Annotated in this window: 19 protein-coding genes; 8 read left to right on the top strand and 11 right to left on the bottom strand. The window is 62.6% G+C overall.

The window, feature by feature from the left end; genetic code table 11:
• The first annotated feature begins 75 nt into the window (after positions 1-75).
• Positions 76-1,713 carry a hypothetical protein gene (locus tag AAC029_RS07995; protein WP_339746105.1) on the top strand — a complete coding sequence of 546 codons (1,638 nt, stop codon included), beginning with the start codon at positions 76-78 and terminating at the stop codon, positions 1,711-1,713.
• A 55-nt stretch (positions 1,714-1,768) separates the two neighbouring features.
• Here AAC029_RS07995 and phaZ read toward each other — a convergent pair whose 3' ends face one another.
• Together phaZ and AAC029_RS07985 are read right to left on the bottom strand one after the other, a co-directional pair.
• The gene (gene phaZ, locus AAC029_RS07990; protein ID WP_339746103.1) at positions 1,769-3,031 is read right to left on the bottom strand and encodes a polyhydroxyalkanoate depolymerase; all 1,263 of its coding nucleotides are present in this window, start codon (positions 3,029-3,031) and stop codon (positions 1,769-1,771) included.
• A gap of 39 nt (positions 3,032-3,070) precedes the next feature.
• Entirely contained in the window at positions 3,071-3,709 is a 639-nt protein-coding gene (locus tag AAC029_RS07985; RefSeq protein ID WP_339746101.1) for an SCO family protein, read from the bottom strand.
• Positions 3,710-3,841: 132 nt separating this feature from the next.
• Between AAC029_RS07985 and AAC029_RS07980 the strand changes: the two genes are divergently transcribed.
• Both AAC029_RS07980 and AAC029_RS07975 read left to right on the top strand, forming a co-directional pair.
• Positions 3,842-5,167, top strand: coding sequence for an ActS/PrrB/RegB family redox-sensitive histidine kinase (locus tag AAC029_RS07980; protein ID WP_339746099.1), 1,326 nt, complete (start codon positions 3,842-3,844; stop codon positions 5,165-5,167).
• Positions 5,168-5,184: 17 nt separating this feature from the next.
• Positions 5,185-5,760, top strand: a complete 576-nt coding sequence (locus AAC029_RS07975; RefSeq protein ID WP_339746097.1) for an ActR/PrrA/RegA family redox response regulator transcription factor — start codon at positions 5,185-5,187, stop codon at positions 5,758-5,760.
• A 3-nt stretch (positions 5,761-5,763) separates the two neighbouring features.
• Here AAC029_RS07975 and AAC029_RS07970 read toward each other — a convergent pair whose 3' ends face one another.
• The 3 genes from AAC029_RS07970 to acnA all read right to left on the bottom strand — a co-directional run bounded on the left by AAC029_RS07970 (position 5,764) and on the right by acnA (position 11,490).
• Positions 5,764-7,938, bottom strand: a complete 2,175-nt coding sequence (locus tag AAC029_RS07970) for a DUF3857 domain-containing protein (RefSeq protein WP_339746093.1) — start codon at positions 7,936-7,938, stop codon at positions 5,764-5,766.
• Between the two features lie 77 nt (positions 7,939-8,015).
• A complete protein-coding gene (locus tag AAC029_RS07965; protein WP_339746090.1) occupies positions 8,016-8,738 on the bottom strand; it encodes a DUF1223 domain-containing protein in 723 nt (240 codons plus the stop codon).
• 76 nt (positions 8,739-8,814) lie between these two features.
• A complete protein-coding gene (gene acnA / locus AAC029_RS07960) occupies positions 8,815-11,490 on the bottom strand; it encodes an aconitate hydratase AcnA (RefSeq protein WP_339746087.1) in 2,676 nt (891 codons plus the stop codon).
• A gap of 163 nt (positions 11,491-11,653) precedes the next feature.
• On the opposite strand from acnA, the gene ccmA reads away from it, so the two are divergent.
• The 5 genes from ccmA (at position 11,654) to AAC029_RS07935 (ending at position 14,432) form a co-directional block, all read left to right on the top strand.
• A complete protein-coding gene (gene ccmA, locus AAC029_RS07955) occupies positions 11,654-12,310 on the top strand; it encodes a heme ABC exporter ATP-binding protein CcmA (RefSeq protein ID WP_339746085.1) in 657 nt (218 codons plus the stop codon).
• A complete protein-coding gene (locus AAC029_RS07950; RefSeq protein ID WP_339746083.1) occupies positions 12,310-12,978 on the top strand; it encodes a heme exporter protein CcmB in 669 nt (222 codons plus the stop codon). The genes ccmA and AAC029_RS07950 overlap by 1 nt, the downstream gene beginning before the upstream one ends.
• Positions 12,979-13,039: 61 nt before the next feature.
• Positions 13,040-13,771, top strand: coding sequence for a heme ABC transporter permease (locus AAC029_RS07945; protein WP_339746081.1), 732 nt, complete (start codon positions 13,040-13,042; stop codon positions 13,769-13,771).
• Positions 13,768-13,923 (top strand): heme exporter protein CcmD, encoded by a 156-nt coding sequence (ccmD, locus tag AAC029_RS07940; RefSeq protein WP_339746079.1) that lies wholly within the window; start codon positions 13,768-13,770, stop codon positions 13,921-13,923. Before AAC029_RS07945 ends, ccmD begins: the two co-directional genes overlap by 4 nt.
• A complete protein-coding gene (locus AAC029_RS07935; RefSeq protein WP_339746076.1) occupies positions 13,920-14,432 on the top strand; it encodes a redoxin family protein in 513 nt (170 codons plus the stop codon). The genes ccmD and AAC029_RS07935 overlap by 4 nt, the downstream gene beginning before the upstream one ends.
• Positions 14,433-14,434: 2 nt before the next feature.
• On the opposite strand, the gene AAC029_RS07930 is transcribed toward AAC029_RS07935, so the two are convergent.
• The 6 genes from AAC029_RS07930 to mtaB form a co-directional block, all read right to left on the bottom strand.
• Positions 14,435-14,710: a type II toxin-antitoxin system ParD family antitoxin gene (locus AAC029_RS07930; RefSeq protein WP_339746074.1), complete on the bottom strand. Its 276-nt coding sequence runs from the start codon at positions 14,708-14,710 to the stop codon at positions 14,435-14,437.
• Between the two features lie 54 nt (positions 14,711-14,764).
• Entirely contained in the window at positions 14,765-15,349 is a 585-nt protein-coding gene (locus AAC029_RS07925; RefSeq protein ID WP_339746073.1) for a MarR family winged helix-turn-helix transcriptional regulator, read from the bottom strand.
• A gap of 87 nt (positions 15,350-15,436) precedes the next feature.
• Complete coding sequence (locus tag AAC029_RS07920; protein ID WP_339746071.1) at positions 15,437-16,099, bottom strand: septation protein IspZ; 663 nt, start codon at positions 16,097-16,099, stop codon at positions 15,437-15,439.
• Between the two features lie 18 nt (positions 16,100-16,117).
• Complete coding sequence (locus AAC029_RS07915; RefSeq protein ID WP_339746069.1) at positions 16,118-16,966, bottom strand: DMT family transporter; 849 nt, start codon at positions 16,964-16,966, stop codon at positions 16,118-16,120.
• Between the two features lie 3 nt (positions 16,967-16,969).
• The gene (gene ftsY / locus AAC029_RS07910; RefSeq protein ID WP_339746066.1) at positions 16,970-17,920 is read right to left on the bottom strand and encodes a signal recognition particle-docking protein FtsY; all 951 of its coding nucleotides are present in this window, start codon (positions 17,918-17,920) and stop codon (positions 16,970-16,972) included.
• Positions 17,917-19,251 (bottom strand): tRNA (N(6)-L-threonylcarbamoyladenosine(37)-C(2))-methylthiotransferase MtaB, encoded by a 1,335-nt coding sequence (mtaB, locus tag AAC029_RS07905; RefSeq protein ID WP_339746064.1) that lies wholly within the window; start codon positions 19,249-19,251, stop codon positions 17,917-17,919. Before mtaB ends, ftsY begins: the two co-directional genes overlap by 4 nt.
• Positions 19,252-19,274: the final 23 nt, after the last annotated feature.

Below are 19,274 nucleotides of genomic sequence, written 5' to 3'. Positions count from 1 at the left end.
TAGTCTTGCCCGCGACAGGCCATAATTGGGCTGTTAGATAGGGTTCCAACACCACGATTGAGCGAAGGGGATGGTATGAAACACGCTTTGATAGGTGCGGCAGTCGCCGCTCTCTTGACCGGACTGGCACCGGTCGGCAGCGCCCAGGCGCAGCATATGTCGCGCCTTGATCGCAGCGCCGCCGACCAGGCCTTGGCGATGATCGGGCTCGATCACACCGATGAGAACCGGATCAGCTTCGAACGGGCAGATTTCCGGTCCGGCATCTATACCTTTACGAATGTGACCTTCCACTACACGCCCGATGCGGATGATGTGCTTGTCCTTGATGAGGCCACCGACGGGGATGCGGCATCTGCCGACGATGTCAGTGATCCGACGCCGCAGGAGATTCATGCGGCGCGCATGATCTTCGACTCGCCGCGGCTCGATGCGGATGGGAACCTGCTCCTGCACAGCTTTGCGCTCGAAGGCGTATCGGCGAGCGATGACGACGGCAGTTTCTCGGTCGACCAGGTGACACTGGAGGCGCCGAACCCTGAAATGTCGGCCGATCTGGGTCGTCTGCTACGCGGCGACGAGGCCGATGCAATCGGCTCACGCTGGGATCTCTACCGCTTTGGCTTGCTGGCGATGAATAATCTGGCTGTAACCGGCAGTGAACCCGGTGAGGTATTTACGATGCGGCTCGATCGGCTCGCCTTCCGCGATTACACCGCCGACGCGCTGGACCGGTTTGAATTTCTCGGCCTCGCCGTCGAGGCGGAGACCGAGGATGGGCCTGTCACAGTTGGCTTGGCCGAAGTCTCGGCCGATGGGCTGAAGACCTCAAGCTATTCAAGCCTGATGGAAGCGCTTGCCTCTGGTGCCGATGAGGCCGCGCTGACATCCGCCTATTATGCCGCCGATCCCGAGGACCAGATGGACCTGTTTGATCGCGCTTTGATTCGCGATCTCGATGTCGTGGCGCCTGGTATGACCGTGACGCTCGACGAGTTTGTCATGACCACTGATGAGCGTAATGACCGGCTTGAAACCCACGCGCATATGGGATCGTTGCGGCTTGTGCCGGACACGGCGCAGGCGACAGGGGCTGAACTCGCGGCTGCGATCGGCATGCTTGGGTATGAAGATCTCGCGCTGAGCCTTGAGGCCAATACCGTCTATGATTCCCAAGCGGGACGGGCCTACACGACTGGCGACAATTATCTCGAACTGCATGATGGACTGCGCCTCGACTTCGCGCAGGACTTCGGCGGTTATCGCGAATATCTGGCCAATATGCACAATTTGTCGGAGCAGATATCGGTGGCGGAAACGCCGGAAGAGACGACCGAGCTTACGATGCAGGCGATTGCGCCGCTGACGATCAACCGGCTCGGCTTGCGCCTCGAAGACCTGTCCCTGCTCGACCGTGCCATCAGTGCCGGGGCTGCAAGCCAAGGCCTGACGCCGGACGAATTGCGGGCCCAATCCGGTCTGATGATCGCTGCCGGTATGATGGGCGCGCCGCCTGAAGTGCCGCGAGCGCTATTGGTCGAGGCGGCAACTGCGCTGACGAGCTTTGTCAGTCAGGGTGGTGCGCTGGTGATCGAAATGGTGCCGCCGGCACCTCTGACGATAGGTGATTTGATGGCCCAGGCCGAGGCCGAACAGATCGACTTCACGGCACTCGGCTTGAGCATCACGGCGGAACCGCCCGCCGGAGATTGATGCCTGGATCAAGAGACACGGCCGGCAGATCCACGATCTGCCGGCCGTTATCCGTCTAGCGTTCGGCGCGGGCCAAATCGCCCTTTTCAACCATGAAACGCTTCATCATTGGCGCGATTTGTTCGCGGAAGCGGCGGCCATTGAAGACGCCGTAATGGCCGACATCGGGCTGAACCCAGTCTTCCTTCAGGCTGTCAGGCAGGTCGGCGCACAGGGTGTGCGCGGCCTGGGTCTGGCCAATGCCGGAGATATCGTCATTTTCGCCTTCGATGGTCAGCAGGGCGATATCGGTAATGCTGGCCGGCTTGACGAGGCGGCCTTTTACTTCCTGCGTGCCGAGCGCCAGCTTGTGCTCCTGGAACACGTCACGAATCGTTTGCAGATAGAATTCCTCGCTCAGATCCATCACGGCCAGATACTCGTCATAAAAAGCGTTATGCCGGTCGGCATCGTCACCATTGCCTTTGACGAGATTGGCGAAATATTCCTTGTAGGCGTCAACATGGCGGTCGAGATTCATGTTGATGAAGCCCGTCAGCTGCAGGAATCCCGGATAAACCTGACGCATCGCCCCGGTATTGGGCAGGGTGACGGTGTGGATCAGATTGTCGGCAAACCATTCATAGGGTTTTTCCTCGGCCAGCTTGTTCGGTACGGTCGGCGACAGGCGGGTATCGATCGGTGAACCCATGAAAGTCATGCTGAGTGGCCGCGCGGGATCCTTGTCCTCTGCCATCAAAGCGATCGCAGCCAGCACGGGCGGACCAGGCTGGCAGACGGCAACAACATGCGTGTCGCCGCCCAATTCGGTCAGCATGGCGCGAACATAGGTGGTGAAGTCGTCGAGATCGAACCGGCCATCGGTGATCGGGACGGTGCGCGCATCGGTCCAATCGGTGATGTAGACTTCATGGTCGGGCAGGAAGGCCTCGACCGTGCCGCGCAGCAATGTCGCGTAATGGCCCGACATCGGGGCGACGAACAGAACTTTGGGCTGGGCCTTTTTGACGCCAGCCGCCTTGAGAGCCTCCGGGTCGCGCACGAAGTGCAGCAGATTGCACCAAGGCTGGCTCCAGACGACGGTTTCGGTGACGGGCACCTTGTGGCCGTTGATTTCGACCGGCTCCAGCATCCATTCCGGCTTCACATAGCGCCGCGTCATGGACTCGAACAGGTCAGCGGCTGCGGCCACCGAACGGCCAGCATAAGTGTCGCCCATCGGATTGCCGGGCAATTGCATCATGCGGCGGGTGGCATTGGCGACGGCGCGCCATGGCGTCATCGCCAGGTGGTTTAACTCGTAAACACTATAAAGCATGAGTTCTCCTGGGGCCGGCACTACCGAAATCGGCAATGCTCATGAGGATGAACCTTCTTCCTCAAGGAATTCTTGCAGTCGGTCCGCCATGGCTTGCGGATCGGCGCCATGGGCGAAGACGTCAACGAAACGTCCTTCTGAATCCATCAGATAGATGATGGAGGTATGATCCACAGTATAATCATCTGCGGTCTCTCCGTCGCTGCGACGGAAGCCGACCCGGTAGGCGGTGGTCACGGTGGCGATCTGTTCCGGTGTGCCGGTCAAGCCGATCAACCCGTCCGGGAAGGCCGGCGATGCGACGTATTGGGCCAGTTGCTCAACGGTGTCGCGCTCCGGATCGATCGTGATCAGGATTGGCTGGATGCGGGCGCGCAGCTCCGGGTCGAGTTGGTCGAGCGCGGCAGCCATGATCTGAAGTGAGAACGGACACACATCAGGGCAATAGGTATAGCCAAAATAAATCAACATGGCGCGGCCATGGAAATCGGCGTCGGTGACCGTTTGGCCGCTCTGGTCGACCAAGGTGAAAGGTCCGCCAATCAGGGCTTCACCGCTGGTGCGCGTTGGTGCACGCCGGGTCTCGCGCTGGCCCGGATCGTTGAGCATCAGCGTGAAAAACCCGATCACCACGACCATGGGCAGGGCAATCAACAACCAGATCCAGGCGCGTTTCATGAGCGTTCCATCAACTATCCCAAGGCGGACAAAGCATGTTATGCCGCGAGAGACGTAATTTGCTGCAGCTGCGAAGCTAGGACGGCTCGATCCCCCTGTCCATCGCCTTCGCTGCATGACCGGAGCCAGCCAATGAGTGACGCCGATTGGGACCCTTATGGCAGTGACGCGCATCTGACGCCGGTCTTCGGCCGGTTGCGCCTGCGCACGCTGGTGATGTTGCGCTGGTTGGCGGTGGCGGGGCAGACCCTGACCGTGCTGCTGGTGCATTATGTCCTCGGCTTTCAATTGCCGATTGGCGTCTGTCTCGGCGTCATCATGACCAGTGCCTGGATCAATATCTGGCTGACCCTGTCTGTGCCGCCGCAGCAATTCGCCAAGGATTGGGAGGCCTTCGCCCAGCTGAGCTATGACGTGCTGCAGCTCTGCGCGCTTCTAATATTGACCGGCGGGCTGCAAAACCCCTTCGTCGTGATGCTGGCAGCGCCCGTGACCATCGCGGTCGCGGCCCTGCCGCAACGCTGGGCGCTCGGCGTCGCCGCGATTGCAATGGCTGGAACCGGCCTGATGTGGCTGTGGAGCCTGCCACTGCCCTGGTCGGCCGGCGAGGTGATCCACCTGCCCGACATGTATGTCCTGGGTCTGTGGTGCGCGATCTTCATCGCAGTTGCTTTCACGGCCGTCTATTCTTGGCGCGTCAGCCAAGAGGGCCGCCGCATGGCGACCGCGCTGGCCGCGACCCAGAGCGTGCTGTCGCGCGAGCAACGCCTGTCGGCCCTCGGCGCTTTGGCGGCGGCGGCGGCGCACGAACTGGGCACGCCGCTGGCGACGATCCAGCTGACCGCCAAGGAAATGTTGCGCGAGGTCCAGGACAATCAATTGCTGCGCGAGGATGCCGAGCTGATGGTGACGCAGGCGCGCCGCTGCCGCGATATTCTCAAACGTCTCAGCCAGGAGCAGATCGTCTCCGACGAGCGCCACGACCGGGTCGGCTTCCTCGCCGCGCTCGAGGAGGCCAGCGCGCCACTGCGCGGTCTAGGCCCGATGCTTGATGTCGAGCTCTCCGAGGCCAGTTCACCGGATCACGCACCCATGCTGGAGCGGATGCCGGAAATGATCTATGCCATTGGCAACTTCGTCGAGAATGCTGTCGATTTCGCCGCCACCCGCGTCACGGTTGAAGGAAGCTGGGACGGCGAAAACCTGCACGTCTCGATCAGCGATGACGGACCCGGCTTCAAGCTCGACATCCTGTCCAAGATCGGCGAGCCCTATGTCACGACCCGATCAGGCACGCCGGGCCAGGGCGGGCTGGGTCTGGGTGTGTTTATTGCCAAGACGATGATCGAGAAAACCGGCGGCTTGGTGATGTTCGACAATGTTTCACCCCAGGGCGGCGCCCAGGTAAACATCGTCTGGCCGCGCAACCGGGTGGAGGCGGCGCCGATCCTCCGCTAGTAAGGTTGGAAGAATAGATGGCGACTCGCGAGGACCCTGACGTGGACGATGTCGAATATGAAATGCCCGAGGATCGGACCCTTCTGATCCTGGATGACGACGCTCCTTTCCGCACCCGTCTGGGTCGCGCCATGACCGCGCGCGGTTTTGTCGTGTCGGCCGTTGGAACGGTCGATGAAGCGGCGGAAGTTGCCCGCCAGAACCCGCCGGCCTTTGCCGTGCTCGATCTGCGTCTGCAAGACGGCGACGGGCTGGAAGTGGTCAAGACCCTGCACGCCTCGCGCCCCGATTGCCGCGTCGTGATGCTGACCGGTTATGGCAATATCGCCACCGCCGTCGCTGCCGTGAAAGCCGGCGCCGTGGACTATCTGTCCAAGCCCGCCGATGCCGACGACGTCATCAAGGCCCTGCTCGCTCATCCGGAAGACAAACCAGAGCCGCCGGACAATCCGATGTCGGCCGACCGCGTGCGCTGGGAACATATCCAGCGCGTGTTCGAGTTGTGCGATCACAATGTCTCGGAAACGGCGCGCCGCCTCAATATGCACCGGCGCACCCTGCAGCGGATATTGGCCAAGCGCGCACCGCGCTAGCGGCTAGTAGGGCGTCGCCGGGTCTCGATAATCGGGATGGGTCGTTGGCGAGGTCAAACGGCGGGACGCACCGCGATCCGGTTGCAATAATGCGCGCTCGCCGACCAGAAAATAGGCCACCGGATCGACGACCATCAAATCATTCGTCGTGCGCAAGAATAGCGCGGGGTCGAGTTCGGCGGTGAAAATGCGGGTTCGGGATGTCAGACTGATGGTCAAGCCATCCACGGTGTAGGAATCCGAGATCGAAAAAGCGTCATTATCAACGCTTGTGCTCAGGATGGATCCCAGCATCGCCGATTCCATATCGGTCGGCCCGTTCTCCAGGAGCGGCCAGGCCCAGTCTTCCGCGCCGTCCGGAAGGTTGACGATGACCTGTTGGCGCACGTCATAGGGATAGGGCAACATCAGCGGGGCCACTCGCCCGGCCAGATCAACGGGTATGATCGAGCGGTTGGCGGCGTTGGCGGCAAACAGGTAGGCGGGTTTGCTCGCATTGGCGGCGCTGAAATCATCCAGGGTAACGGTCATGACAAACCTGACCACGACGCCGTCATCGGCCTCGTCTGCAATCGTCGGCTCCCCAATCGGCGCGGATTGAAGAAATCTGGCCGAATAGGTCTCTGCCAGGCTGTTTCCAATCGAATCTTCGCCGCGGGTGACCGAGGCGGCACGGACCGCGTCCGCGGCGGCTCCGCGAAAACGCCATTCAACGTGCAGGATAGCCTGATTGTCACCGCGCGAGGCGGATCGGAGCGAGTAGCGGTCTTCGACATCTATATAGGGGAGCCGGTGCGCCCGCGTGCTGACTGCGGTGAGATCGAAGGATTGGCTGTCGAGGATCAGGGCATGCCCCCATTCTTCCTCGGGAAGATCCCACAGCCCTCCACCTTGCTCGGTTCGCGTCGGGTCGAGCCAGTAGCGGCGATTGCCGGACGTCAGCGTGACGATCGCATGATCGAATGCCTGGGGGGTGGGCGGCATGTCATCCAGGGAGCGGCCTTCGAGGGAGCTCACCAGAGCTACCCGGGAGTCGATGCCCAAATCCGCAAGAATGGACAATAAAAGCAACGCCTTCGCCTTGCAGTCGCCCTCGGAGTAGCGGAGCGTTTCTGATGGCAGGAGCGGCTGGTAGCCACCCTGGCCAAGGGTAATGGCGAAATAGTCGATCTCGCGCTGCACATAATTCAACGCCGCCATAATCTGTTCGTCGTGATCCGTGTGAGCCTCTCGGATCTCGGCGGCGATCCGTTCGATATCGGCATCTGGCATGGTCTGGAACAGGCTGGCGCCCCAGACGGCGACGGCATTCCAGCTCTCAAACGCACTGGCAACGAGTTGCGGTTGCGGATTCCGCCAAGGTGGCGTGAAGGGTTCGGGCTCGGGCGGCTGAAACGCGGCCGGGCCAAAACTGAGGGTGGTGAGACCGTGCTCCTGGGTTTCAGTCATTTCCGGGACGGCGCCCAGCAGGGCGTAATGCAAGCTGGAGCTGGGCCAGATCGAGCGGAGGTGGATCTGATCGAACATGGCCATAGTCGCAAGCGGGAGGCGAAGGGACGGCCGCCAGCCGGGCACCGGAAACCGCTCTTCCAGCGTGTAGTCCAGATCGAGGACATCGCCGGGGCGCGATTGCGGCAGGCGGAGAACGATAATAACGGCGCCTGTCAGGATCGAAGCTGTCTGCGCGGTATCGGCGCTGACGACATCGTGCCGAATTTCAGCGGTAAGGTCGGTCACTTCCCCGTCACGGGTTCGCGTCAGGCCGTGGATTGTCATTGTGCTCAATGCCGGATCCAGCGGAATCTGGAACTGGCGCAGCGCGATGGCGGCTTCGCCCGTAGTGGGTTCAAGAACGATGCGTTGATAATGGACTATCCGGTCTGGATAGGCGCGGCTCTGAACTTCGCCGAGCAGGAAATGTATCGGCCCTTCCGCGTTGTCCGCGGATGCCTGCGGAACATCGACCCTGACCACGAAATCGGGCCGCGCGCCAAAGCTGATTTCGGGATCCACCCGGCGGACCAGACGGGGCGGGGCCGTGAGTGGGGCCGTGGCTTCCGGGGTTGTGGCTTCCTGGACCGCTGGGTCGGGTAGCGGGTTATTGAGGCCGTACCAGACGACTCCAAAAGTCGCAGCCGCAGCGATTGCTGCCGCGAGAACATATTGCATCATACGCATTGCTGAGCCCCCCGAATTCGAGCAGCCTACGAATGCGTGATAAAAGTGCAATCAAAATCTAGGCTTGTGCGGCCACCTCAGCGCTGCGGTTCGGCGCGGGCATAGCCGTATATCGGGCCGCCATTGGCACCCTGGACGATGGCGACCGTGCCATAGCGGCGATAGGCCTCGCCCCGATATTCGCCGGCCCCACCGGACCAGCGGCCGAGATAGGTGAGACTTTTCACCATGTTGTAGTGCAGCATCTCGAGGCCTTCATTCTCGCCGGCGTCGATTTCAACACTGGCCCAGCCGGGCGCATAAGCGATCAACCAGACGTCGAGATTGGCTTCCGGCGCCTCGCCATCGAGGCGGACGATGAAGGAGCCGAACGGGCCGTTTTCAAGTGTAATCGAGGGGCTGTCCGGCATGGCGGCGAGGCGTGCATCGACCGCTTCCGACACCTTGTCCTGGTCCCAGCCCGGCGCGTCTGTGACGCCATCGACCACGAAATGCGGCGTGTAGAGCCGGTTGACGCCAAGGCGGGGCAAATAGGTGCGTTGGCGCTGGACGTATTCGGGCCGGGCATAGGTGTCGGTCCAGCCATACATGTCCCAATAACTCACCCCGAAAGCGAGCACGAAGACATTCTCGCGCTGGTCAAGCTCGCCCAGATAGCGATTGGCTTCCGGGCACAGGCCGCAGCCCTGGCTGGTGAAAAGCTCGACCAGGACCGGACGGGAATCCGCCTCCGGCTCAGGCTGAGCAAAGACAGGCTGGGCGAACAGACAAACGGCAAAAAGGGAAGCAAGAAAGCGCATGCGGCCTACATAATCACGTCCGCCCGCATCGGCCAATCAATTGGCTGTGACGCGGGCGGAGATGAATTATCTGGCTTTACGCGCGGGCGAGATTGCGCAGCACATAGTGCAGGATGCCGCCATCGCGATAATATTCCAGCTCATTCTCGGTATCGATCCGGGCGCGGACCGAGGCGGTTTTGACCGTGCCGTCCGGGAAGGTGATTTCCACCGTCATCAGGGCGCGGGGCTCGATTTCGGCGACGCCGAGGATGTTGACGCTTTCATCACCGGTCATGCCGAGCGAGGTCCAGCTGACGCCGTCCTCAAACTGCAGTGGCAGCACGCCCATGCCGATCAGGTTGGAGCGGTGGATACGCTCGAAGCTCTCGGCGATCACGGCCTTGATGCCGAGCAGGCGGGTGCCTTTGGCCGCCCAGTCCCGTGAGGAGCCGGTGCCGTATTCCTTGCCGCCGAACACGACAAGCGGGATGCCGGCGGCCTGGAATTCCATGCAGGCGTCGAAGATATCGACCTGCTTGCCGTCCTTCTTGGTATAGCCGCCCTCAACGCCATCGAGCATCTGGTTCTTGATGCGGATATTGGCGAATGTGCCGCGCATCATCACTTCGTGATTGCCGCGGCGTGAACCGTAGGAGTTGAATTCCAGCACCGGAACCTGACGCTCCTGCAGATAGCGGCCGGCCGGGCTATTGGCCTTGATCGAGCCGGCTGGCGAGATGTGGTCGGTGGTGATGCTATCGCCAAACAGGCCCATGATCCGCGCATTGACGACATCGCCCGGTGCGTCGGGCTCCATTGTCATGCCTTCGAAATAGGGTGGGTTCTGGACATAGGTCGAGGTGTGATCCCAAGCATAGTTGAGACCTTCAGGAACCGCGATGCCGCGCCAGGCCGCATCGCCCTTGAACACATGCTCATAGCGCGTCGCGAACATGTCCGGTGTCACTGAGGTGCGCACCGTCTCGGCGATTTCCGCCGAGCTGGGCCAGATGTCTTTCAGGAAGACGTCTTTGCCCTCTTGGTCCTGGCCGAGTGGGTCCTTGGTGATGTCGATCTGCATCGAGCCGGCAATCGCATAGGCGACGACGAGTGGCGGCGAAGCGAGATAGTTGGCGCGGACATCAGGGCTGATCCGGCCTTCAAAATTGCGATTGCCCGACAGGACCGAGGTCGCGACGAGATCATTCTCGTTGATCGCCTTGGAGATCGGGCCCGGCAGTGGACCGGAATTACCGATACAGGTGGTGCAGCCATAGCCGACCAGATTGAAGCCGAGCGCATCGAGATCGTCCTGCAGGCCAGCGCGCAGCATGTAGTCGGTAACGACTTGCGAGCCAGGTGCGAGCGAGGTCTTGACCCATGGCTTGACGGTCAGGCCACGTGCGACGGCATTGCGGGCCAGAAGGCCGGCGCCGAGCATGACGGACGGGTTGGAGGTGTTGGTGCACGAGGTGATGGCGGCAATCACGACATCGCCATTGGTGATGCGGTAATCCGCGCCTTCTACCGGTGCCGATTTGGCCATTTCATTGGCCTTGTTGAATTCGCGGCCCATCGCTTCGGTGAAGGCAGGTGCGGCCTCGGTCAGGATGACGCGATCCTGTGGCCGTTTCGGGCCCGAGATGGCCGGGACGACGGTGGCCATGTCGAGATGCAGCGCATCGGTGAAAATCGGGTCGGCTTCATAATCGGGCCGATAGAGGCCTTGCGCCTTGCAATAGGCCTCAACCAGGGCGACGCGTTTATCGTCGCGGCCGGTGGCGGTCATGTAGGTCAGGGTTTCGTTGTCGACCGGGAAGAAGCCGCAAGTGGCGCCGTATTCCGGCGCCATATTGGCGATGGTGGCTTCGTCTTCGAGTGAGAGATGGTCGAGGCCCTTGCCGTAGAATTCGACGAATTTGCCGACGACGCCCTTCTTGCGCAGCATCTCCACGATGATCAGCACCAGATCGGTCGCGGTCGCACCTTCCGGCAGCTTGCCGGTCAGCTCAAAGCCGATCACTTCCGGGATCAGCATCGAGACCGGCTGGCCGAGCATGGCGGCTTCGGCTTCGATCCCGCCAACGCCCCAGCCGAGCACGGCGAGGCCATTGATCATCGTGGTGTGGCTATCTGTACCGACGCAAGTGTCCGGATAGGCGATGGTTTCGCCATTTTCTTCCTTGGTCCAGACGCACTGGGCCAGGTTTTCCAGATTGACCTGGTGGATAATGCCGGTGCCTGGCGGCACAACGCGGAAATTGGCGAAGGCCGACGCACCCCATTTGAGGAATTTATAGCGTTCGCCATTGCGCTCATATTCGCGCTCGACGTTTTTCAGGAAACTGTCGGCATGGCCGAAATTATCGACCATCACCGAGTGGTCGATCACCAGATCGACGGGCACTTGCGGATTGATTCGCTGCGGGTCGGCGCCAAGCTTGGTGGCGGCATCGCGCATCGCGGCGAGGTCGACGACTGCGGGAACGCCGGTGAAGTCCTGCATCACGACGCGGGCCGGACGATAGGCGATCTCATGGGTGGATTTGCGCGTCGTCAGCCAATCGGCCATCGCCTGGATATCGGCCTTGGTGACGGTCTTGTTGTCTTCAAAACGCAGCAGGTTTTCCAGCAATACCTTGAGCGAAGCCGGCAGGCGGGAAATCCCGGCCAGCCCGTTCTGCTCCGCGACCTTGAGGTCGTAATAGCCATAGGTTTCGCCAGCCACGTTCAGCGTGCGCTTGCAGGAAAAACTGTCGAGAGAAGCCATATTGTATCGTCCTCAGGGTCGGTGGGTGTTGAACACCCGGTGGGGAGGGTGGGCCAAATTGACATGGCCACATGTTTGCGCGGGTTTTACCCCTCATCCCGGCTTGCTGCAATGCGACACGCAGTACGTTGACCTCGACCCCGCATTTGGGTGACATGCTGTCATGACATCCGCGCCGCTTTCCCAGCCGCCAGAACCGGCACCGGCCTTCCCTAAGCTCGCCCTCAGCGTGAGCGGGCTAGCGCTGTCGCGCGGCGATACGGTGCTGGCCCACGATCTCGCACTTGAGCTGGGACCGGGCGAGGCCGTGCTGCTGACCGGCCGCAACGGCACCGGCAAGACCAGCCTGTTGCGAGCGCTGGCCGGCTTCCTTGAGCCGGATGCCGGAGAGATCACGATCAATGGTGAGCGCCCGGCCCTCGCTGCCGCTGACGCAATCGCCTGGCTGGGTCATGCCGATGGGTTGAAGCCCGGCGAGAGCATCCGCCAGGCCTTGCGCTTCTGGGCCGATCTGCATGGCGTACCGCGCAGCGCCATTCTTCCCGCCCTGCGGGCACTGGAGATGGACCATCTGATCGACCGTCCTGCGGCGCGCCTGTCGCGCGGCCAGCAAAGACGCTGTGCCCTGGCGCGCGTCGTGCTGGCCAATCGTCCGCTCTGGCTGCTCGACGAACCGGCCGGCCCGCTCGACGGCGAGGGTCGTGCCTGCTTGGCAACGCTGGTCGCGACGCACCGCGCGCGTGGCGGCCTCGTCATCGCCGCGACCCACCAGCCGCTCGACTGGCCCGATGCGCGCAGCCTCGATATGGGGCGGCTCTGATGGGCGTGCTGACAGCCATCTTTGCGCGCGAAGCCCGTCTCGCCTGGGCCGGCGGTGGCGGCGCGGCGGGACCGGCCGCCTTCTTCCTCGCCGCGATTACTCTCGCCCCGCTGGCCATCGGCCCGTCAGCCGACCTGCTCGCCGCCGTCGGCCCCGGCATTCTCGCCTTCGCGGCCCTGCTCTCGGTGCTGCAATCAGCCGAACGTCTGTTCGGCGATGATTTTGCCGACGGCACGCTCGACCTCTATCTGCTCACCCCGACCAGCCTCGCCGCCCTGTGCCTCGCCAAAGTGATGGGCCAAGCGTGCGCCACCCTGTGGCCTTTGCCGCTGGTCGGGGTGCTGGGTGGATTGATGTATGGCCTGCCGCCACTCTCGGCCCTGGTGCTCGGCGCCGCGCTGCTCGCCGCCATTCCTGCCCTCGCCCTGATCGCCGGTTTCGCCGGGGCGCTGGCCGCCGGCATCAAACGCGGCGGCCTGCTGATCGCTCTGATCGCAACACCGATGATGGTCCCGGTCCTGATCTTCGCCGCCGGAGCGGGCCGTTCCGCCTTCGCCGGCGATGAGCGCGCCGTGGCCAATTTGCTGCTGACACTGGCGATCAGCCTCGGGACCGTGGCGCTGGCCCCGTTCGGGATCGCGGCGGCGGTGCGGGGGCGGTTGGGATGATTGGATTGCCTGCGACCTTGCGGCAGTTGCCGCTCGCCGTTCCAGGCAGTAAGTGAGCGCCATGCTGTCCTATTTCGCCAATCCGCAACGTTTCGACCAGCTGGCCCGCATCGCGATTCCGGTGTTTGGCGTGCTGACGCTGCTCCTGCTCGGCGCCGGCATCTACATGTCCTTCTTTGATTCGCCGCCGGACTATCAGCAGGGCGATACCGTGCGGATCATGTATGTGCATGTGCCCGCGGCCTATATGGCCTCGGCGCTGTATGCGGCGTTGGCCGGGGCGAGCCTTGTCTATTTCGTCTGGCGCCATGCGATTGCCGATGCGGCGGCGGCCGTGATCGCGCCGATCGGGGCCGTGTTTACGGCGCTGGCGCTGGCGACGGGGTCGATCTGGGGCAAGCCGATGTGGGGCACCTGGTGGGAATGGGATGCCCGCATGACCTCGGTGCTGGTGCTGTTTCTGGTCTATCTCGGCTATATCGCGCTGCGCTCGGCGCTCGAAGATGCCCAGCAGGCGGCGCGCGCGGGCGCCATCCTGGCGATGGCCGGGGTGATCAATCTGGTGATCGTCAAATTCTCAGTTGAATGGTGGTCGAGCCTGCACCAGCCGGCCTCGGTCTTCCGCGCCGACGGACCGACCATCGATCCCAGCCAGCTCTGGCCGCTGGGGCTGATGGCGTTGGGCTACACCACTTTGGCCGGCTGGCTGGTCTTTTACCGTCTGCGTTCGCGCGCCATCGCCCGCCGGGCCGATGCGCTGATGCGCCAGAAAGAACGCGGAGACCGGACATGAGCGAGTTTTTCGCCATGGGCGGCTATGCCGTCTGGGTCTGGTCGGCTTGGGGACTTTCGGCGGCGGGCCTGATCGGGCTGGTCGCCTTCGCGCTCGCCGAACGCCGGGCGGCCTCTGAGCGGCTGCGGCGTCTGGAGAATGACGAGGCATGATGCAGGCTGTCCGCCTTCTTGCCGTATTGGGCATCCTCGCCCTGGTCACAGTCTTGGGCCTGCGCTGGTATCAGGATCGCCCGGCACCGCCTGAACCCCTGCCTGCGCTGACGCTCGCGGTTCTCGATGGCCGGCCAAGCTTTGATCCGGCCGTGATTGAAGGGCCCTATCTGATAAATGTCTGGGGCTCCTGGTGTCCCTATTGCCAGATGGAGCATCCGGCCCTGATGGCGCTACAGGCCGAGGGCATCGCGATTTACGGCATCGCCTTTCGCGATACGGCGCCGGCCGCCAATGCCTCGCTCGACAGATTGGGCGATCCTTTTGTGGGCGTGATGCTGGATGTCGACGGGCGCTCCGCCCAAGCGCTGGATATCGGAGGCACGCCGGAAACCCTGGTTGTCGGCGTTGACGGTCGCATTCTGGCGCGCTGGTCCGGCCCCCTCACAGCCCATGTCCTGCGCAGCCGGATCTATCCCGCCCTCGAGCGCGGCGCGCGGCGGGATTAGGGTCAACCCTGATCGTCGCCCGATGACCGGTTTCTCCCGAGTGCTTTGATGTCATTGACGTCAAATTCGTGGACGCGGCCCTGAGCCCGGTCTTCGACGCCGACTGCAATGAAAGCCCGCATCTGCGCGGTATTGTGTTCCGCAGCGATCCGTTTGTGTCGCCAATCGCGTAAGGCCTCGCGGATAATTTCGCTGGATGAGGCGTAATCGCCGGTTTCGACCGCACCGCGCACGAGGGCGGCAATCTCGGTCGTCAAAGTGATGGTTATGCGTTCCATGGCGCTCATGCGCATACTTGATCCGCAACATGCAAGCGATTCAGAGTCAGGGACTTACTCCGCTGTGGCCTCGGTGGCCTGTTTGCGGGCTTTCTTCTCGGCTTTTTTGGCCTTGTCTTTGGCGCGCTTTTTGGCCTTTTTCTTCTTTTCCTTGTCCTTCACCTTCGCCTTGATCACGGCTTCCTCGCCCTTTTCCAGGGTCAGGGCGATGCGGCGCAGGGTTTCGAGGAAATTGGCGCGCTTGTTCTTGGGCAAAGCCGAGATGATGGCGCGATCAGCGTCCATCGCGCCGAGCGTGGCGGCTTCGAGCAAGGTGCGGCCGGCGGCGCTGAGATGGATTGCATTGGCGCGGGCGTCATCGGCCAGTTTTTCGCGCTCCAGCAGGCCATTGCGCGCCATGCGCGAGACCAGTTCGGCCAAGGTCGAGCGGTCGATGCCGGTGGTTTTGACGAGCTCGGTCTGGGTCAAGCCCTCATTCTGGGCGGTCGCGTGGAGAACCGCGAACTGGCGCTGGGTCAACTTGGCGCCGGCCATCGCCTTGGTGAAACGTTCGGCGGCAAATTGTTGTGCCCGGTGCAGCAGATGCCCCGGCGACTGCGCGAGGTCAAAAGCCTTGGGGCTGTGCTTGTCGCTCGGCATGGGCGTCTCCGGATGTCGGCAAAGCCACTCTAAAATGATTCTGTGACGGGCGAATGACGATTGTCCGGCTACGGATTGTCACAGCGCCTATTTGGCCTTGTCTGCTGCCTCATCGGCCTCGCCCTCAGCCCGTTGATATTTCATCAACAGCGGCATTTGCAGCATGGCGAAGACGAGGCTGAGCGCCATCACGCCAAGCTTGGCATTGGCCCAGAAGCTTTCGCTGATCGAGAATTCGGCAAACCAACGGGCCGATTCCGGCACGATGGAATCATTGATATGGCGCCACATAACTTCATTGATCAGGGCCAGGAACTGGAACCAGACCGCCCAACGCACCGCCATCATGGTCCATGCCGCCTCGGGCAGGTTGAACACATGGCCGAAAAACACTTTCCAGACATTCTGCCCCAGCGCGACGCTGATCAGGATGAGATAGGAAAAGAACAGATTGATGATGGTCGGTTTGAGATAGAGGAAGATCGGGTCCTGCAGGAGGATTCCGATTGTGCCCATGCCCAGCACGATCACCGTTGTGAAGATCAGCATCGGCGGGAAACGCTTCTCGATCCGGATGGCATAGACCAGCGCGATGGTCGCCGCGATCATATAGGCGCCGGTGCCGATATAGATCGCCTGGTCGCCGGCAAAGGCCCGCGCCAGATTATAGACCACGATCCAGACCCCGACCGGTCCGACATCGACCAGCATGCGCGCCGTCTGCGAGGAGGTGGATTCAGCTTGGCTCAAGGGAATTCTCCTCAGGACTTACAGGGCCTGCATAACAACAAGTCCGGCGACCAATAGCACGGCCAGCGCGATACGCTTCAACCCGAAAGGCTCCTTGAGGACCAGCGTTGCGAGCAGTGCGCCGAACACGATGCCGGTTTCGCGCATCGCGGCCATTGGCGCGACCGGGGCGATCGAATAGGCGTAGAGCGCCAGCCAATAGGTCGCCAGATTGAACAGCATGCAGGTCGCGGCGGGCCGGCTTTCCTGGCGCACCATGGACCACAGGCGTCCGCTGCGCCGGATGATCGCGGTCGTGCCGATTGTCAGGCCAGAGAGCACAAAGAACCAGCCCGTATACACCATCACATTGCCTGAGGCGCGCACGCCAGCGGCGTCGATCACGGTATAGCTTGCGGTCATGCACGCGGCGGCGAGGGCGAAAAGCAGGATCTGCGCTTTCGGCGTTCCGTCCTTCTCCGGCCAGGCGAAGCCGGCCAGGGCGCTCGAGGCGATCGCCAGGCCGAGCAGCTGCCAGAGCGAGACCGCCTCGCCGAGGAAAAGATAGGCCGCGAGCGTCGCCAGGGCCGGTGCGCTGCCGCGCATCACCGGATAGGCCAGATTCATGTCGCCGCGCTCGAAGGCGGCGATGAGCAGCATGTTGAAAGCCCAGATGGCGACGGCGCCGAGCAGCAGAAAGCGCCAGACCTCCCAACTCGGGATCGGTTGAAACACCAGCCAGGGCAGGATCAAAAGGGCGATGAAGGTCTGCGTCAGGGCGCGAAACACCAACCGGTCCTTCGCCTGCTTGGTTAATAGCGTCAGGACCGAGTGGGCCAGCGCCGAACCAAGCATGGCGAGAGCGCCAGCTGTCAGGTTGGCCTCCACGGCCTAGTTTTCCAGGCCGGCCAAAGCCCGCGAAAATGCGCGCGCATTGAAGGGCTGCAGGTCGTCTTCGCCTTCGCCGATGCCGATATAGTGGATCGGCAGCTGGAATTTCTCCGCCACCTGGACCAGAGCGCCGCCCTTGGCGGTGCCGTCCAGCTTGGTCATCACCAGGCCGGTGATCTGGGCCGCATCGAGGAAGGCCTGGGCTTGGGAGACGGCGTTGGAGCCGACCGTACCGTCGAGCACGAGCACGGTTTCATGCGGTGCGGCGGGATTTTTCTTGCGGATGACGCGGACGATTTTGCGCAGCTCGTCCATCAGCTCGGCCTTGTTCTGCAGCCGGCCGGCAGTGTCGATCAAGACCGTGTCGCGGCCCTCGCGTTCGGCCTGTTCCAGCGCGTCGAAGGCGAGCCCGGCGGCATCGGCACCGATGGCGCGCTTGATCACCGGTGATTTCGCCCGTTCGCCCCAGACCGCGACCTGTTCGATCGCCGCGGCACGGAAAGTGTCACAGGCGACCAGGATCGGATCGCGGCCATCGCGCTTGAGTTTGACGGCGATCTTGCCGAGCGTGGTGGTCTTGCCGGACCCATTGACGCCGACGAACAGGATCACGTGCGGGCCGTCCGTCCCGGTCAGCTGCAGCGGCTTTTCGAGCGGCTGCAGGGTCTCGGAAATCACCTCGGCGAGGGTTTCGCGGACTTCTTCGTCGGTGATTTCCTTGTCGAACCGGTCGCGCGCCAGACGGTCGGTGACGCGCAGGGCTGCCGCCGTGCCGAGATCGGAGGCGATCAGCAGGTCTTCAAGCTCGTCCAGCGCTTCGCGATCCAGCTTGCGCTTGGTGAAGATCGCCGTGACGGATTCGCCCAGCTTGGACGAGCTCTTGCTCAGGCCCGAAACCAGGCGCGAGAAAAATCCGGGCTTCTTTTCGCCGGCCGGCTTGTCGTCGCTCATGATGTGAGCTCCCCGTGCAGCTCATGTCCGTCATGGTGCGTGACATGGATATTGACCAACGCACCGGGGCGCGGGAACTCGGTTTCAGGCAGGCGGATGGCGGCGAAATTTCCCGCCCGCGCAAAGCCGGGCTTTTCCATCAGGGCGCCGGTGACGGTGCCGATCATGCTGTCGAGATGGGCGGCCAGCACCTGATCCGCCTTCTCCCGCAAGCGCGCGGCGCGGGCCTTGATTTCGGCCTTCTCCAGCTGTGGCATGCGCGCGGCCGGTGTGCCCGGGCGCGGCGAATAGGGGAAGACGTGCAGATAGGCGAGCTGGCACTCATCGACCACTTTGAGCGAATTCTCGAACATCGCCTCAGTCTCGGTCGGGAAACCGGCAATGATGTCAGCGCCGAAAGCGATTTCCGGCCGCGCGGCTTTCAACCGATTGCACAGCGCGATGGCGTCTTCGCGCGAATGGCGGCGCTTCATGCGCTTGAGGATCATATTATCGCCGGCCTGCAGCGAGAGGTGCAGATAGGGCGCGATGCGCGCCTCGCCGGTGACGGCTTCAAACAGGGCTTCGTCGATCTCGATCGCGTCAATCGAGGAGAGGCGAAGGCGCGGCAGATCGGGCACCTGTTTCATGATCGCCTGCACCAGACGGCCCAGCGGCGGCGTGCCGGGCAGATCACCGCCCCAGGAGGTGAGGTCCACGCCCGTCAGCACAACCTCGCTATGGCCGGAAGCGACCAGGGATTTGATCTGGCTGACAATCTCGCCGGCCGGGACCGAGCGCGAATTGCCGCGGCCATAGGGGATGATGCAGAAGGTGCAGCGATGATCGCAGCCATTCTGGACCTGGACATAGGCACGCGCACGGCCCTCCATGCCCTCGACCAGATGACCGGCGGTCTCGCGCACGCTCATGATGTCATTGACGCGGATCTTCTCGGTGCCCCCCAGCAGGGTCACGGGATTGAAAGTCTCGGCGCGCAGTTTTTCCGCATTGCCGACGACACGGTCGACTTCGGGCATGGCGGCGAACATCGCCGGATCGACCTGGGCGGCGCAGCCGGTGACGATGATCTTGGCGTCGGGATGGGCGCGGCGGGCCTTGCGGATCGATTGGCGCGCCTGACGCACGGCTTCCGAAGTGACGGCGCAGGTATTGACCAGGATAGCATTTTCCAGCCCGGCCTCGCGGGCATGGGCGCGCATGACCTCGCTCTCCCAGGCATTCAGCCGGCAGCCGAAGGTCAGGATTTCAAGGCCGTTTTCCGGGATGGTTTCACGCGTGGAGGGCGTGTCGGCACCGGAGGCGGCGGGATTGTCTGTGTGCGCGCTCATGAAGCGTGGATAAGTGGTGGAGC

Source organism: uncultured Maricaulis sp. (assembly GCF_963975345.1).
In the GTDB taxonomy this organism is placed as follows: Bacteria; Pseudomonadota; Alphaproteobacteria; order Caulobacterales; family Maricaulaceae; genus Maricaulis.
Note: the sequence above shows the minus strand (reverse complement) of the source record. Positions and strands in the feature narration are given on the sequence as shown.